The following is a 16761-nucleotide window of genomic DNA, read 5'->3' as shown; positions in this document are numbered from 1 at the left end:
GCCCTCTTTGCGTAGCAATTTTGCCAAAAGATAGTGAAGGTGGGAAAGTCGATTAATGATTGAAATGTGCTTCCGCAGCACCGCAGCTGCCCGATACCGATCGTATTGATCTTCATATAATAGAAGAAAGCAATCGCTACGCAGAGACAAGCGGAGGAAGGGGAAGCCCGAATGGAGCCGAAAGTATCGATCGTCATTCCTTTTTACAATTGTGCTTATATCGAGCAGGCTGTTCACAGCGCCATTCACCAGACGTATCCGCATATTGAAGTGATCGTGGTGGATGATGGGTCAACCGAGCACGTGGAGCGGCTACAACCATTCATGAATTCTATCCACTATGTTCGCAAAGAAAACGGTGGAACCGCGACAGCATTGAATGAGGGCATCAAACATGCAACAGGGGATTATTTTGTCTGGCTCAGTTCAGATGATGTAATGCTGCTGGACCGGGTGGAGAAACAACTGAAGTTTATGCGCGAGGTCAAGGCTTCCTTCTGTCATGGTGCCTACCATTATGTGAATGAGAAGAGTGAATGGTTGGATACGGTGCAGCCGGAAGTGGGCAGTCGTCTGGAGATGTTGCAGGTACTGCTCGAAGGTTGTCCGATTAATGGCTGTACCGTCATGCTAGAGATGGAGGCATTTGAGCGGTTCGGCTTGTTCGACACTGATTTTCGCTATACCCATGACTATGAGATGTGGATGAGACTGTTTCCGATGTATGAGCTGTTCTATTACAATGAACCTCTGATGTGCTACCGATTGCATGAATCCATGGGAACCAAACGTCACTTCAAGGCACTGGTTGCCGAGATGGAACGGGTTCAGGATAAGCATCGACCTACGCTGCTCAATCTGCTACATGTTGGTGGGTACTGGAAGTAGATCGATTTGGCGAAGAGCGCTGAATGAAATAGGTTATAAAATGGCAGGAGAGCACCCTTAGATGCAATTTTTATTTGCTATAAGTGGGACGCTCTTTTTTTTGGCAGGGCAGCAGATTAAAGAGTTCTGGATTTTCTCTAGCTCTAGGCCCTAACGAACCTGCGACGTATTGGGGCAATTACCATGAAAAATAGATTCTAACGAATCTCAATCACGTTATTTCTTCCAAAAATGGCTTCCGAATCTAAAAATCGACCACAATAGACGAAATAACGTCTCTGTGATTCGTTACATGTCAGACTTGTGCAAAAGGGAACAAATAGCGTGTGCTGGATTCGTTAGAACACATTAAAACGAACACGGGGTGTCCTCTGTCATTCGTATGACAAATGGGACACCCCGTGTTTCATATTCAGGCATGTTATATGAACATGGCTTGTATTGAAGCCTCAGTCCTTTGAATTCATGATCGCCATTGATGCCGGATCGGGAAATACATATCCTTTAGGCAGCTTCTTCATCAATTCATTCATTGCAGCGTAATCCACGTCGATGTGAGGTGTGGAAACCGGAGTCGAGAACCAGCGATTGTACAAATCACTGGGTACAAGTAACGTCATATCGTGAGTCCTCCTCTGTAAATGGCTTCCTGATAGACTTGTAATGTACGAAGTCCCATCTCTTCCAGTGAGCGGTTTTCTTCAGCCCAGGCTTTGGCCGCAGCGCCCACTTGTTTACGGGTAACGTCATCCTCCAGAAGAGCGTGTAGCAGTTCGCGGAGCGAATCGACATCCTGCGGAGGCACGACCCACCCCGTGCGTCCAGGGTCAACCATTTCAGGCATGCCGGCCGTACCACTGACAATAACGGGTACACCCGCCAGTTGCGCTTCCGTAACGGAGAACGGCTGGGTGTCCTGCAGGCTGGGCTGGACATAAATGTCGGCATGGCGCAGGAAGGAAGGAATGTTGTCCAGCTTGCCCCAGAACACAACATCGGCTCCAATGCCAGCCGCCGTGACCTGTGCCCGCAATTCCTCGCTCAGGTTGCCTTCTCCTGCGATCCAGCAGACCCAATCGGAACGTTTACTTTTCAGACTGGCTAAAGCCTTGATCAACACATGAACGCCCTTGATATATTCAAGCCTTCCGGTAAAGGCAATGACTTTTTTGCCTGCGGGTGGTCGCTGGCGGAACTTCGTAGATGCTAATGAACGGTAAGCTGGCAGATCCACAGCATAGGGGATTTGCCTGAACTTCGATTCGGGAACCGAAAGCTCTGTAAGCGTGCTCTTGATCCAGTGACTGGACACCAGAATGAGCTCAGACTGTGCCGCACTTCGTTGTTCCAATGAGAGAAAATAACGTCCTCTTTTCGATTGCAAATAGGATGAAAGGGTAAGCTGCGGGTTGGAATTTTGAGCATCGTAGAAGGCTTCGCGTGCAAGAGCTCCATGATAGCTGGTAACGAGTGGAACATTACGGTTCAAGATGCGTTTTATCGCTACGGCGGCTACCGGATCTTGCGCATGGATGACGTCATAATGGTCCACCCCCAGATAAGCGGCAGCCATCTCGAAGGCATATCTGTTCAATTCATAATAAGCCAGAAGAGAGTCGGCTGTGAATTGTGGCAGATCGGTTGGGTTTAGCTTGGCTTGCAGCATGGGCCACACTTTATCCTTGGAGAAAGCACGATTCAGATTACGAATATATACTTCGTTATTGGCACCATTCGTGCCCATGATATCAACCTCTACACCAAGCGCCATCAGCCTGTCGGCCAATTGTTTAACATATGTCCAGATCCCACCCATATGTGTAAGCTCCCAATACGTAACGAGCAGAACTCTCATAGCTACCTCCTTGTCACGGCCTGCACCGGCCGAGCTTCTATCCTTTTATTCTATGAAAAAAGAGGACCGGAAGGTCGGGCATTTCCGTGTAAATGTTCGAAAATGGGTGAATGCAAATGGCAATGGACGAGAGGGAGCATATCCTATGAACAGGAAGGTTCATGCTCCGAAGGAGGGTTCTACAGTGGCGGTATATTTACTTGAGATTCATGAGAATCTGCTACAGACATTTGTTCCCGTCAAGTACATGGATGTGGAGTTGGCCTATGTCGGCGGCGAAGAAGGGACGGATGTGTTTGTCGGTGGAGCCAGTATTCACGGGGAGCTGTATCGGCATCTTTTTCACCTAAGGTCCAATTCAGGAGGAGTGGGTGGTAATCAGGTTATTCATAATCTGGATGTGTCATCCGAGCCTTATGAGCTGAGGATCATCAGCAACAGTTCTTCACCGAATCATCTGGTTATTCGGATGTATTGCAGGAATATTCACGGTCAGACATTGGGCATACTGTCAGAATATCAGATGATGAAGCTCGCAGATTGATATGGACATAATTAAATAGGCATGATCAGCCAACGTGTGGAGCAGGGAAGAGCCTGTTCCATTTTTTTGTGGTGCATCCATAGTGGAAATGTCTCGAAAAAATAGCTTGACAGCAAAGGTATTTTCATTAAAATTAGATCAGTATTAAACAAAAGTTTAAAACGACGGTTTAAAACGATAGTTTGAAATTGGTCGTAAATATAGGCTGAGTGAGACGCAGGGATAAAACTGTGATCTGCTAGCCGGAAAAGAGTGTGGAGAACGTGAAAGAACAAACAGCAGTTCCCCAGGAGCCGGCAGAGTTTTCAATCAAAACAATTATACTGCCACTCCTGGCTATTATCGTCGGAATGATTATGGTTATTCTGGACAGCACGGTTGTGAACGTGGCCATTCCGAATCTTGTTCAATATTTCGAAACGGACCTTAAGACCATCCAATGGACGGTTACGGGTTACACCCTGGCATTGTCTGCGGTTATTCCGCTGGCAGGTTGGTTAACGGACCGTTTTGGTGCCAAAAGAGTATTTCTGTTCACGATTGCCATGTTCACTTTGGGTTCTGTATTATGCTCGATTGCCCAATCGCCTGAGCAATTAATCATTTACCGTGTCATCCAGGGTCTCGGTGGAGGCATGGTTGCTCCAATTGGTATGGCAATGGTCTTTCGTCTGGCTCCTCCTGAGCGAAGAGGCTCCATCATGGGTATGCTCGGAATTCCCATGCTGCTTGCCCCTGCGTTAGGTCCGGTATTGTCTGGTTGGTTTATCGAATCATTGAGCTGGCACTGGATCTTCCTGATCAACTTGCCGATTGGTATTGCGGCTTTCATTCTATGTATCAAGTTCTTGCCTGATACGGATCGTGGACGCACGCCTGCACTGGATCTGCTCGGCATGATTCTGGCGCCAATTGCGTTCTCGATGCTTGCTTACGGTGTGAGTGAGGGGGGAACGAGCTGGACATCTGCAACAACACTCACGGGTGTCATTGTGGGTGGTGTAGCACTCATTTTGTTCATTATTGTAGAACTACGTCATCAAAATCCATTGCTCGAACTTCGGGTATTCAAATCATCTGACTTCTCACGGGGGATTGTTCTCGCATGGGTGTCCCAAGTGGCGCTGTTCGGTGCGATGATCCTGATCCCGTTATATTTGCAGCAGATCAAAGGGTACACTGCACTGGAAACAGGATTGATTCTGCTTCCACAGGCTTTGGCTTCCGGAGTGGGCATGCCGCTTGGTGGTCGATTGTTTGATAAAATCGGTGCGAGACCTCTGGCCTTCGTGGGTCTGGGAATTATCTCGGGAGCATTGTTTATTCTGTCCTCCATCACGGCAGAGACAGGTCTTGGTCTGATTATAACGGCGCTGGTCATGATGGGTCTGGGTATGGGCTTGTCCATGATGCCGCTCAATACGCATGTATTGAATGCTGCACCGCGCAAGTTGGTTGGACGGGTTACACCGCTTACGGCTGCTGCACAGCAAGTAGTCGTGTCTTTCGCGGTTGCCGGACTTACGGGCTTCCTTACTTCAAGAATTGCAGATAATACAACGAGTGCAGAGCCGACCGCTATAGTTCATGGTTTGGTGGGTGGTTTCAATGATACGTTCTTCCTGGCCGCATGTATTGCATTGTTCGGATGTTTGCTCAGTCTGATCCTGCGCAAACCAAAACCAATGCCGGAAGAAGACCTTCAAAATGGCGACAAGCCTGATCCTGCAATGATGATGGGACACTAAGGCTCCCTAAGAACCATAAAAAGGCAGTTCAGAGAATCTCTCTGAGCTGCCTTTTTGCGATCCTTTATTGAAAAATACGCAAGGCAGTCATCATTTCACGGAAAGAAAGGGCATACCGGTCTGGTGAGAAAGACAAGCTCATATGCTGTCTGCCCTGAATGCGGATATATTCACGCAGTTTCTTGTTGTTCATGAGGTCCTTTGCTTCGGAGACAGCTGCCTTGATATCGCCAATCGGATAGAACTTCCCAGTCTTATTATGTGTGATAAATGAACGCACACCGTCCGAGTCTGTACTGAGTACCGGGCAGCCACAAGAGATGGCTTCAGCGACGGCATAACCGAATCCTTCCAGCAGGGAAGTGGATAACATGATGCCCCCTGAAGCGGCGATCATGGAATAGAAGGCAGGCATCTGAGAATGGGGAACATTGATGAAGATACCAATCTTATCTTCGAGTCCATATTCTGCCAGCATGTGCCGGAACATGACTTCATCTTCAGGGTTAGCCAAGGTGGGATCGTGGAACAACCATAATCTGGCTTTCGGATTTTTTTTGATAATTTCACTGGATATGGTTAAATATTCACGCCAGTTTTTGTTGTGTTCGAGTCGTCCTACCCAAGCCAGCACCGGATAAGGTGGGGTATCCACCAAGATCGGGGCAAAGGAGTCCGTATCCAGCATATTGGGAATAACAAACCGATGCAGCCAAGGGCAGATATGAATGAACATATCCAGCAGATGGTCTGTGGGCGGCAAAACGGCTGCATCGCAATGGGCTTGAAGGTAAGGTACTGCCATCTGGATCGTTTCCAGAGCCTGATCGCGTGTGCCGAGTCCCTGCGCTTCAAAAATGATTCGTCCTGTATAACCAAGTCCTCGCAAGCGGCCGGGCATAGCAATGTCTGAGGTGGCAATGATAGCATCATAATGGTGGGTATGAATGATATGATGGATATCCTCGTCACTGGACGCGGTGAAAATGGGCGTATCACTGTTGTTCTGCAATCCCGAGCCTGTGTTGAGATACAGCAGGTGCGCTTCAATGCCATGACGTTTCAGAACCGCGGTGCGCAGTCGATTTAAAGTATCCACGCCACCGCTTGGAACATAAAACGTGAATAATACTTTCACACGATTCACCCTCTGACTTTTGGTCAGGAGCACATTCTCCTGTACTCTATGTTACGTTGGCTTTAAGCGCAGGGTGTGGGTGTTGCCATGAATGTTCACATTTTGGACAATTATTTTTAAGCTTTCTTTTAAGTGACATTAAGCTGAGGCTAGGATAGCTGACGTAAGATACAAGGAACTTCCCGTGCCCATCATCTATTGCAAACGATGGTGCACGGGTATTTTAACGGGAAAGGATGAATGATGTGCTCGAAGTGAAACAGGTCAGCAAAGTGTACGAAGGGCAGCGTGGCGTGCATCAACTGGATTTCACCATGGAACGTGGTGAAATTGTCGGGTTTCTCGGGCCCAATGGTGCCGGAAAAACAACAACGATGCGTATGATTACGGGCTATCTGCATCCAACCGCGGGTTCCATTATGGTGGATGGAGTGTCGGTGCATGAGCAGGGGCAGCGTGTTCGTTCCAAGATTGGGTATCTGCCTGAAACACCGCCGCTCTATCCGGATATGACAGTACAGTCCTATCTCAGATTCGTAGCGAATCTGCGAGATGTCCCGGCACGTGAGGTCAAGCTACGGGTCAGTGAGATGGTTAGCAGATTGGGACTTCAGGGTCGGGAAAAACAATTGGTACGCGGTTTATCCAAAGGCTACAAACAACGTCTCGGTTTGGCGGGAGCCATTATTCACAAGCCGGATCTGCTGGTCCTGGATGAGCCAACATCGGGGCTTGATCCGAATCAGATTATCGAGATCCGGGATCTGATCCGAGAATTGGGCGAGAACCATACGGTGCTGCTCAGTACACATATTTTGCCTGAAGTGAGCACGCTCTGTAATCGAATGTTGATCATTAATCAGGGGCAACTTGTGCTGGATGGTTCACCTCAGCATTTCGGCTCAGCGATGGGGGATCAGTTCAAGGTGTCGATTGAAGTAAAAGCCACTGCGGAGCAACTACATAATGTGCTGTCACCATGGGAGAAGGTGCGGAGTGAAGTCATTCAGACATCAGATGCGAATGCCGTCAAAGACACTTCACTGACTTCAGCTTCAACGGATACGGTTAAAATGCTGCTCACCGGAGAAAGCGCGGAAGATTTTCGGGAAGAGCTATTCTACCTTTTGTCCGGTGCAGGTTTACCGATACTGGAGATGAAGAAGGAGAATCTGAGTCTGGAGCAAATCTTCCTGAAGCTGACCACAACCGAAACAACGGACACAGACGCGAACTCGGCAGATGTGGATAAGGTTGTTGGGAAACAGACGGACCAGGATGTAACTTCGGACATTGACTCGTCGAGCATATCAGAAACATCGGCGAGTACATCAGCCGATACTTCGCCCCATTCTCGCAAAGGGGAGGACTCCAAATGAGACGAATGATGGCGGTATGCAACAAAGAGCTGCAAGCTTATTTTCTGTCACCAACGTCCTATTTTGCTTTTGCTGTATATGTACTGATGACCAGTCTGTTGTTCTATTCAAGCTTTGTATATTACCAGCCGAGTATTGTCGATTACCGTCTCGTGCTGGGGGACACGTTGTCCATGCTGCTGTTTGTTGTACCATTGCTGACGATGCGTTTGATCGCTGAAGAATTCAGACAGGGAACGGATGAATTGCTGCTGACCTCTCCGGCACGTGTGTCAGAAATTATATTCGGCAAATATCTCGCTTCTCTCGCCATTCTGGTCGTGCTCATCCTGTGTAGTCTGGTGTATCCATTCATCATGTCGTTCTATGGGACACTGGATATGACTACGGTATGGATGTCTGCGCTGGGGTTATTCTTCCTGGGTGGAAGCATGATGGCGATTGGACTGTTCGCTTCAACGTTATCCCAGCATCAGATGGTGTCTGCGGTGGCGGGTTTTATTATTTTGCTCGTTTTGTGGATGCTTGATTCATTCGCAGGCAATACGGGATCTGCTTTGCAGCAGTGGCTGGACCCGTTTGCCCTGACTAACCGGTTCGACAGCTTCATGAAAGGTGTGCTTAGTGGGCCGGATATATTGTACTATGTCACACTTTCAGGTGTATTTCTGCTGTTGAGCATTCAAATTGTGGAACGGAAGCGGTGGAGGTGAGAAGATGAAAAAATGGTTAAGTCATACCAACAGTACCGTGCTGTCCGTAGCGGTGATTGGCATCTTTATTTTGCTAACACTGTTCCTGAATTCACTTGGCGGCTTCCAGCTGGATCTGACCTCGAACAAACAATACACGTTATCTGACCAGTCCCTTACTGCGATCAAAAACGTGAAGGACGACGTCAACATTCTGGTGTTAACCGTCGAAAATGCCAACAACACGGTCCTGAACCGTGAGGTTACGGATATGGTGGAGGAGTATACCAAACGCAACAGCAAGCTAAAGCTAAAACAGTATAATCTGACGCAGGAACCTGCGTTGGCATCCAAATACGGCATAACAGGCAGCTCCATTGTGCTGGAGCAGGGAGATCAACATAAAGTGATTGATATTGCGAGTCTGTTCACCGCGACAGGTGACGGCAGTGACGGATCATATCAGTTCACAGGTGAGGAAAAGCTGACGCAGGCGCTCATGAATATGTCATCCACGGAGATGCACAAAATGGTCTTTTTGACCGGTCATGAAGAGTTGAGTCTCGATCAGATGACTACACTTCAATCCTCCTTGGAACAAAATAATGTGCAAACGGAAGAGTTGCAGCTGAATCAAGCCGGGAAGGTTCCGGAAGATGCAGATGTGCTCGCTATTATTGGTCCACAACGTGATCTCAGTGATACGGAAATGAAAGCCATTCGCACCTATCTGAGTAATGGAGGCAAGCTGTTATTATCCCTTGGATTTGTGGAAGATATGAAATCCAGTTGGAAAAATATCGATGCCCTGATGGCTGACTATGGCGTCGTGGATGAGCATGCGGTCATGGTGGATAACCAACAGGCCAGTACGATGGGGCCACTCTGGGTCGTGCCGGAGTATGGTACACATGCTATTACGGACAAACTTGCTGCGAGCCAATTGTATCCGATGTTGTCGCTGTCGATTGCGCTGACCAGCAAAGAACAGGATAAGTATACACTTTCCCCGTTAATTCACTCTTCGGATGACAGTTATGGGGAGACGAATATCGGCGGTTTATTGCAAAATGAAACGACCAATGATGCTGAAGAGGACATTCAGGGTCCAGTGGAATTGGGGTATGCAGCCGATACAACGGATGGTAAACCGAAGGCAGTTATTCTGGGCTCGTCCATTTTCATGCAGGATTCGGAAATTGCGAATGGCGGTAATCGGGACTTTATTTTGAATACAGTGAACTATCTGAGTGAAAAAGAAGATGGACTGACGATTCGTCCAAGAGTGCAAGCCGGTTATGAGATGGCATACCTGAACGGTGAACAGGCTAGAACGATCTTCTTTGTGGCGATTGTGGCGTTCCCGCTTATCTTTGTTATCATTGGTGTACTCTTATGGTGGAGGCGCAGACGGGTATGAGAAAATGGGTCCCAACGATTCTGGTGGTCATCGTACTGATTGTGGGCTGGGTGTACGCGGCCAGTCAAAATTATTTTCGGGAAGAAGAAGCGGTACAAGCCAAATTGCTCGGTATTCAATCCGGGGATATCCAATCCATCACGATACATGACACTACGGAGGAGACATCTGGTGCAGCAGCATCTTCGACTTTGGCGCTTGAGAATGGCATCTGGCAGATGCTTGAACCGAAGGCATATCCTCTGAACGGTTACAGTGTAAGCAGCTGGCTGGATGCTCTGAGTGGCGCGAATCAGGAACTGGTGGTGGAAGAAGCACCGACGGATCTGGGTAAGTACGGATTAGGAACAGATGCTACACGTATGGATATCAAACTCAAAGATAATCGGGAGATCCAACTGGCTATTGGCGGCCAGCTTCCAGCAGATGATGCACGTTATGTGCGTGTTGATTCGGGCCCCGTAGTTGCCGTGCAGACAGAGGCGATTACCAACATTGCTTTGACTCGTCGTGATTTGTTGGATACAACACCTTTCAACATGGATGAGTCGAATGTTGGATCTCTGGAGTGGGAAGGTGAAGCAGCTACCTGGATGTTAAAATCAACATCGGAGAACGGTGCGGCAGAGCAGGCCTGGACATTGAATGGAAAAACAATTGAAGCCACAGATGCCGTTTCGCTCATTGGCAAAATCAAAAACCTGTCGACAGCAGATGATGTGCGCAAAGCATCCGAGCTGAAGGAGACGGTCCCACGATTCACCCTGTCTGTTGAACAGACGGTAAATGGGCAACAAGTTCGTGATGTATATCGGGGACTTACCGTTCCATCCGAACCGGAACAGATTTGGGTCATTACGCCGGATGGTCAGTGGGCATATGCCATGGATGCGACGAGTCTGACGGAAGCCGAGAAATTCCCGGATACGATTAAGGCTTCAACAACTTCTTCGGAAGAGTCATCGAGTTCGGCAAATAAGTCAACGACTTCCTCATCAGATGGAAAATGAGCGAGCTGAAGGATAAGTGATTATAACTAACTTGAAGTGAATTCAAGTTACATGGAGGCAGTGCTGCGAACAAGCAGCACTGTCTTTTTATTTATTAGCAAAGACCACAACCAAAAGATCAAAAACTACAGGATAAGGTACCATATCCTTTCAGCATATCGGTACGTACAGAAGCGCATCCTATCTTTGTGACCAAAACCAACAAACATTGGAGGATGAGTACATGCCAGCAGTCAAAAAGGCAACAGCTATTACGTTATCATTGTCTACTGCAATTTTTGTAATGGCCGGTTTGACAGGTTGTGGCACGAATCGGGATACCAACAATCTTCATACGCAAAGTGTTCGTGAGCAAGCGAATGGCATAAACCGTTATGGTGTGGAAACGAACGGCATGGACGGCATTCGTGCGAAAAGTTATCGCATGCATAATGTCACTGACCTGAAATCCAGTGAAGAGCTGGCAAAACGCATCACGGAGATGAAGGAAGTCAAATCCGCCCGTGTCATGTTAACGGATCGTAATGCGTATGTCGCGGTTCGTTTGGCAGATGGTCATGCAGGCAAGTTGGAAAGCAAGTCCAATGGTCGTACGAGCATGCTGGGTGGGACGATGCGCAATCATGCCAGTGATACCATGCGTGGGGGCAACATGAATCACGATATGGGTGGCATGCGTGTAAATGGTGGAACGGGCACGATGTCTCCGTACAGCACCAGCGGAATTGCGCCAGGACTGAACAAGAATTCAGCAACGGATCGCAGTCATATGGGCAACGATCGTGGCATCTATGGCACGATGGGCACAGGCGCGGTTGGTATGATGCGTGGTCTGACGAACAGCGGCAAAGCACGTGGGACGGACGATGGGCATTATGGTATGAAAAGTGAAGGACAACGTGTAGATAGCTCGGACGATAACACATCAGCTGAGATTAAGGGTAAGATTTCAGCCAAAATCAAGCAGTTTGCACCGAACATCGAGAATGTATATGTATCAGCCAATCCGGATTTTGTGGAGCATGTCGAGAACTATGCCACAGATATTCGTAACGGTAAGCCGGTCAGCGGCATGATCGATACGTTCCAATCAATGGTAGAGCGCATTTTCCCGACGAACGGCACAGATACCAATCACCGTGATGGCATCCTTGACGATGGCCTGATGAACCGTAATCACAACGGTGGTGTCATGGACCGAATGAATCGGTAGTTTTTTAAGATATGAACAAGTGTGCCTTTGCGCAGATGGCAACATCAGCTGCAGGGGCATGTTTGTTTTACATGATCCAATACATAGACAATTGCATACGTTCTCTTTGGACAATGAATCACATGTTTACTGCCCATTTTTCTTATAAAACTGAACCAACGCCCTTGACCTGACATAAGATGAGTTGACTGTATCCCCTTAACCTTGTTACACCAACACAACCCGAGCAAGGAGGGGTGAACATTGAAGGGTATCGATCATAAAAGCAAATTTTTGTTGACCCACCGTGAACGCGAAGTATTCGAATTACTGGTTCAAGACAAAACAACGCGTGACATCGCAGGGCAGTTATTCATCAGCGAGAAAACGGTGCGTAACCATATTTCGAATGTGATGCAGAAACTCAATGTTAAGGGTCGTTCGCAGGCAGTTGTCGAGCTGATTAAGCTTGGAGAGCTGAAGATTTAGTTGCGAATTACAGTTAGGATTAAGTAGCAGCATGAAAGCCTTTCTCTATTCTTTGTCATGAAGAATGGGGCAAGGCTTTTTTGCTTTTATGGACCATGAAATGAGGGAGTTAACAATAAATTGAGGGAAGATCCGAAACGTAGCATCGCTTGTTTTCATTATTTTAGTAGATCATAATGAAATGAGTACATATATGAAGCAGATAAGGCAGTAGGTAAGGCGTGAAAGTGAAACGTTGGTTTGAACGATAACAGTGATCGAAAGGTTATTCTGTCAGCGAAGTGGCAAGTGTAACTATTCGGTATTTCAACTTATAATAATGAAAGGATGAGCTGAGTGGACCGTTTTTTAAATGAATTCGAAGACCATTTTCGTGCGAGTTTTCTGCCCGATCTGGAACAAACGTTGGCTAAGGTGCAGCATGAAAAAGTATATGCTTGTGCTTTTGGAACGGACAGTGATTGGGTTACCCTGTTTTTGGCGATAAATACAGAGGAATCCCTGGCTGGGCATATTTCGAGTATGAAAGAGCAAGGGCTATGTGATAGTGAAGAGGACGAGATCTATTACAGATGGGGCTGCTCCGAATATCAATATGGCGACGAGACACACTTTAACCATATCAGCCGATTGTTGTATGCAACAGAAGATGTCCAGAAGTATAAGGATGAGATCATTCGAATCATCGCCAAAGTTGTGAATGAGACAGCAGATGACGTTTTCGCCCGATATGGACAAACCAAAGCAGACATTACGTTTTTTGTTTCTCTCACAGATGATGATCTGGCGGAGGAGATTGAAAATCAATCGGTTCATCAAATGACAGACCCCGGTTTAGCCAGCAAATTCTTAAAACGATATGATGGCATGAATCAGAACGAGTTGACTTGAGTCAAAATGAATTGAATCGTTGTACCGCGAAAGTCTTTCCTATTCTTTATCCAAAGAAGGGAAGAGGCTTTTTTGTTTTAGCGTGAAAAAATGAAATAACCGAATTCATATCATTTTTTATTCCTATTCATTTGAAGGAACATCCTCCATCTTTTCTTCGAAAATGGCTGATAAAAGAGCTGCTCCAATTCCTCAAATTGTGCTTCGTTCAGATGAAGATGGAGCGCTCTTTTCGCAATCTTGGCGGCAGGCTGGGAAGCGGATTTCCGGCCTCCGGCTTTTCGTTTGATCGGAATATGAAATTGCAGCAGATCTTCAAGGTGATTCCAACCTTCCCAACTCAACCGACCTCTGCGTTTCCAGTCTATAGCATAGAGAGAATAATAGGCATGTCCTCCTGATTGCTTGGTAGCAATAATCCAGGTGGAAGGAATGAGCTTTTTCCGTTGTCTTTGATTCATTAGAATTGTGCCCCTTTCGATTCTCAATATAAAGGATATTCATGATTTGGAGCAAGGAGATGAGGGTCTATCCACACGTTCAGCATGAATGCGAAAGTCGTGTGAAATTCCTCTTGATTTGCAGGATCGTCTTGATTAAAATGAAATTATAAAAATGATTTTCTTATTTAATTAAAAATAAATAAAAATAATTTTCATAAAGTGAGGTCCTCATGGCAGCCATATTACGTGCGTTGCAGCAAGAACTGAATAACCTTCCGTCTCAGGAGCGACGTATTGCCGAAGTCATTATGCAATCTCCATCGGACATTCCCGGCTGGACAATTAGTCATCTGGCAGAGCAGAGTGGCACAAGTGCGGCGACGGTGACCCGCTTTTGCAAGTCGTTTCATTTCAAAGGTTTTCCCGATTTCAAAATGAAGCTCGCCGCAGAGTTATCACACGCTTCGGATGAAACGGCATATCAGGATATCGTCGCTGGCAACCCGCTCTCCAAAATTGTTGAAGCTATCGAAGCCAACCACCTTGCATCTATTGCAGATACTACTCGTTTACTGGACTTGGGCAGATTGGAGCATGCCGTTCAATTATTGTGCCAGGCTCGCCGCATCGATCTGTACGGTGTAGCGACCTCGTCGATTGTTACACAAGATTTCTATCAGAAACTGGTGCGGATCGGCAAAAGCTGTACGGCTTTCTCAGACTCACACATGCAGATTACATCCGCATCTTCGCTCGCTGAGGGAGATGTAGCGATGGCCGTATCCTATTCAGGCGAAACACCAGAGACCATCGATGCCCTGCATTGTGCCAAAGAGGCCGGAGCTTCTACGATTTCACTGACCTCCTACGGAAGTAACACACTCGCAACGGTATCGGATATCCCACTGTTCACCTCTTCCTTGGAAGAAGGCATGCGGCGCGGAGATATGGCTTCACGTATTGCACTGCTGCATGTGGTCGATATTTTGTTCACAGGCATGGTAAGTGCCGACTTCGACCGTTTTATCCCCAGACTGGAACAATCCTATCACAACGTGCAGTCCTATCGATTCCAACACAACGGAGGTGCCTGACAGATGAATATACGAATTTTTGAAAATGAAGAAGATTTAAACGCTACGGGTGCTGGCCTCATTGCCAGCTTGTTGCAAACCAAACCCCGGGCTGTATTGGGGCTCGCGACAGGAAGTTCTCCTGTAGGCATATATAAACAGCTTATCACGTTGTACCAGAAGGGGCTGGTCAGCTTCTCACAGGCTTCTTCTTTTAATCTCGATGAGTATGTCGGACTGCCAACAGAGCATCGTGAAAGCTACCGCAGTTTTATGAACGAACAATTATTCCATCATATTGATATGGATCTTGCCAGAACGCATGTACCTGATGGTCAGGCTGCCGATCTGGAACAGGAATGTAATTCCTATGAACAGCGGCTGGACGATCGTGGACCAGTAGATCTGCAACTGCTGGGGATCGGACATAATGGTCATATTGGCTTCAATGAACCGGGAACCGAGCTGACTGGGCGGACGCATGTCGTGGATCTGAAAGACGAGACGCGTAAGGCAAACGCACGTTTCTTCGACAGCATCGATGAGGTTCCGGCTCAGGCGATTACGATGGGTGTCGGTACCATTTTGAAAGCCAAACAGATTCTGCTCATTGCCCGTGGAGAGGAAAAAGCCGAGATTATCCGGGAAGCTTTCATGGGACCAATCACAACGGCCTGTCCTGCATCGCTTTTGCAATGTCATCCAAATGTGGTGGTATTGCTGGACCGTGCGGCTGGGAGGCTGGTGAGATGACCGAGGAGAATAGCCGTGTTAGCGGGAGCCAGCGTGATGAAAATATTTCTCTTCTTCGGGGCAAGCTGCTCATTGCAGATGAAATATTGGAAGACGGTGTAATAGCCTGGAGGGATGGGAAAATCCTTTATGCCGGGATACAGGAAGGTCTTCCTGAACGGATTCGGAGTGAGGCTTTGCCGCTGTCAGTACCGGAACGTGGTCTCATTGTGCCTGGATTCATTGATATCCATGTGCATGGTGGGAACGGAGAAGACTTTATGGACGCAAGCCCTGAGGTGTTGGACAAGATCACTTCTTTCCATAGTACACAGGGCACAACAGCGATGCTTGCGACTTCCATGACGGCTCCAAAAGAGCGTCTGGACAGCGTACTTGCTGAAGTCGACCGTTATCGTTCGAGTGAAATGCCATATGCACAGCTTGAGGGTGTGCACCTGGAAGGTCCGTTTTTTAGTCCGAAATGGCCTGGCGCGCAAAATCCGGAACACATCATTCTGCCTGATGTATCTTGGCTCGAAGCATGGGAGAAGCAATATCCTGGCCTGGTCCGTCAAGTTACCTTGGCACCGGAACGTGAAGGCGCGCTGGAAGTCATCTCATGGCTGCGTGAGCAGCGGATTACAGCGGCACTCGGCCACACGGATGCGACCTATGAAGAGGTGGAGAGGGCAGTGGAAGCCGGACTGCATCATGCGGTACATACGTTCAATGCGATGACACCGCTGCATCACCGGCTACCCGGAGCTGCCGGAGCTGTATTGAGTGATCCGCGTATCAGTGCCGAGGTGATTGCCGACGGCATTCACGTGCATCCTGCGGCGATCTCGATCCTGGCTCAGCTGAAGCAACATAATGATCAACTCGTGTTGATTACGGATGCCATGTCTGCAGCGGGATTGGATGACGGAGAGTACAAGATCGGCGACCTGCCCGTAATCGTAAAGCATGGCGAGGCCAGGCTGAAGGATGGCGGCGCACTGGCGGGAAGCACACTGACCATGATTCGCGGTTTCCGTTACCTGGTGCAGGAAGTGGGCTTGAGCCTGAATGCTGCATCACGTGCAGCAAGTCTGACTCCGGCACGGCTGCTCGGAATTGATCACCGGACAGGTTCCCTGGCTCAAGGAAAACAGGCAGATATCGTTTTGCTGAATGCGGAGCTGGATATTGAGGGTGTATGGGTGAAGGGTAGACGGATTGGCTAGTCATATTAGGATAGAAAATTAGTATCGTGCTAATAACT

17 protein-coding genes are annotated in these 16761 nt (G+C 47.8%); 13 read left to right on the top strand and 4 right to left on the bottom strand.

Translation table 11 applies throughout. From position 1 onward, the window contains the following. The first annotated feature begins 171 nt into the window (after positions 1-171). Positions 172-888: a glycosyltransferase gene (locus NYE45_RS23785; protein ID WP_340014269.1), complete on the top strand. Its 717-nt coding sequence runs from the start codon at positions 172-174 to the stop codon at positions 886-888. Between the two features lie 449 nt (positions 889-1337). On the opposite strand, the gene NYE45_RS23780 is transcribed toward NYE45_RS23785, so the two are convergent. Both NYE45_RS23780 and NYE45_RS23775 read right to left on the bottom strand, forming a co-directional pair. Next, the gene (locus tag NYE45_RS23780; RefSeq protein ID WP_167350959.1) at positions 1338-1508 is read right to left on the bottom strand and encodes a hypothetical protein; all 171 of its coding nucleotides are present in this window, start codon (positions 1506-1508) and stop codon (positions 1338-1340) included. Further along, positions 1505-2743 carry a glycosyltransferase family 4 protein gene (locus NYE45_RS23775; RefSeq protein WP_340014267.1) on the bottom strand — a complete coding sequence of 413 codons (1239 nt, stop codon included), beginning with the start codon at positions 2741-2743 and terminating at the stop codon, positions 1505-1507. The genes NYE45_RS23780 and NYE45_RS23775 overlap by 4 nt, the downstream gene beginning before the upstream one ends. Before the next feature lie 184 nt (positions 2744-2927). Between NYE45_RS23775 and NYE45_RS23770 the strand changes: the two genes are divergently transcribed. After that, a complete protein-coding gene (locus NYE45_RS23770) occupies positions 2928-3287 on the top strand; it encodes a hypothetical protein (protein ID WP_340014266.1) in 360 nt (119 codons plus the stop codon). 263 nt (positions 3288-3550) lie between these two features. Next, positions 3551-5035 carry a DHA2 family efflux MFS transporter permease subunit gene (locus NYE45_RS23765; RefSeq protein WP_062837860.1) on the top strand — a complete coding sequence of 495 codons (1485 nt, stop codon included), beginning with the start codon at positions 3551-3553 and terminating at the stop codon, positions 5033-5035. Between the two features lie 64 nt (positions 5036-5099). Here NYE45_RS23765 and NYE45_RS23760 read toward each other — a convergent pair whose 3' ends face one another. Beyond that, positions 5100-6173 (bottom strand): glycosyltransferase family 4 protein, encoded by a 1074-nt coding sequence (locus NYE45_RS23760; RefSeq protein ID WP_340014265.1) that lies wholly within the window; start codon positions 6171-6173, stop codon positions 5100-5102. Between the two features lie 245 nt (positions 6174-6418). Here NYE45_RS23760 and NYE45_RS23755 point away from each other — a divergent pair, with 245 nt between their 5' ends. The 7 genes from NYE45_RS23755 (at position 6419) to NYE45_RS23725 (ending at position 13246) form a co-directional block, all read left to right on the top strand. Continuing rightward, positions 6419-7552: an ATP-binding cassette domain-containing protein gene (locus NYE45_RS23755; protein WP_340017431.1), complete on the top strand. Its 1134-nt coding sequence runs from the start codon at positions 6419-6421 to the stop codon at positions 7550-7552. Continuing rightward, complete coding sequence (locus NYE45_RS23750; protein ID WP_062837857.1) at positions 7549-8265, top strand: ABC transporter permease subunit; 717 nt, start codon at positions 7549-7551, stop codon at positions 8263-8265. Before NYE45_RS23755 ends, NYE45_RS23750 begins: the two co-directional genes overlap by 4 nt. 4 nt (positions 8266-8269) lie before the next feature. Next, positions 8270-9664 carry a GldG family protein gene (locus NYE45_RS23745; protein ID WP_340014263.1) on the top strand — a complete coding sequence of 465 codons (1395 nt, stop codon included), beginning with the start codon at positions 8270-8272 and terminating at the stop codon, positions 9662-9664. Next, the gene (locus NYE45_RS23740) at positions 9661-10674 is read left to right on the top strand and encodes a DUF4340 domain-containing protein (RefSeq protein WP_340014262.1); all 1014 of its coding nucleotides are present in this window, start codon (positions 9661-9663) and stop codon (positions 10672-10674) included. Before NYE45_RS23745 ends, NYE45_RS23740 begins: the two co-directional genes overlap by 4 nt. Before the next feature lie 223 nt (positions 10675-10897). Beyond that, the gene (locus NYE45_RS23735; protein ID WP_340014261.1) at positions 10898-11887 is read left to right on the top strand and encodes a YhcN/YlaJ family sporulation lipoprotein; all 990 of its coding nucleotides are present in this window, start codon (positions 10898-10900) and stop codon (positions 11885-11887) included. Positions 11888-12130: 243 nt separating this feature from the next. After that, a complete protein-coding gene (locus tag NYE45_RS23730) occupies positions 12131-12355 on the top strand; it encodes a helix-turn-helix transcriptional regulator (RefSeq protein ID WP_017692532.1) in 225 nt (74 codons plus the stop codon). 336 nt (positions 12356-12691) lie between these two features. Then, a complete protein-coding gene (locus NYE45_RS23725) occupies positions 12692-13246 on the top strand; it encodes a DUF4303 domain-containing protein (protein ID WP_340014259.1) in 555 nt (184 codons plus the stop codon). Positions 13247-13356: 110 nt separating this feature from the next. Here NYE45_RS23725 and NYE45_RS23720 read toward each other — a convergent pair whose 3' ends face one another. After that, on the bottom strand, positions 13357-13707 hold the full coding sequence (locus NYE45_RS23720; RefSeq protein WP_340014258.1) for a hypothetical protein: 351 nt from the start codon (positions 13705-13707) through the stop codon (positions 13357-13359). 212 nt (positions 13708-13919) lie between these two features. Between NYE45_RS23720 and NYE45_RS23715 the strand changes: the two genes are divergently transcribed. Genes NYE45_RS23715 through nagA form a run of 3 tightly spaced genes read left to right on the top strand, consistent with a single transcriptional unit; the run spans position 13920 to position 16723 of the window. Then, positions 13920-14783: a MurR/RpiR family transcriptional regulator gene (locus NYE45_RS23715; protein WP_340014256.1), complete on the top strand. Its 864-nt coding sequence runs from the start codon at positions 13920-13922 to the stop codon at positions 14781-14783. 3 nt (positions 14784-14786) lie between these two features. Beyond that, a complete protein-coding gene (gene nagB / locus NYE45_RS23710) occupies positions 14787-15515 on the top strand; it encodes a glucosamine-6-phosphate deaminase (RefSeq protein WP_026081489.1) in 729 nt (242 codons plus the stop codon). After that, on the top strand, positions 15512-16723 hold the full coding sequence (gene nagA / locus NYE45_RS23705; RefSeq protein WP_340014255.1) for an N-acetylglucosamine-6-phosphate deacetylase: 1212 nt from the start codon (positions 15512-15514) through the stop codon (positions 16721-16723). The genes nagB and nagA overlap by 4 nt, the downstream gene beginning before the upstream one ends. Positions 16724-16761 lie beyond the last annotated feature (38 nt).

Source organism: Paenibacillus sp. FSL K6-1318 (genome assembly GCF_037976905.1).
Taxonomy (GTDB): domain Bacteria; phylum Bacillota; class Bacilli; order Paenibacillales; family Paenibacillaceae; genus Paenibacillus; species Paenibacillus amylolyticus_A.
The sequence above is the reverse complement of the archived record's forward strand: the minus strand, read 5'-3'. Positions and strand labels throughout refer to the sequence as shown.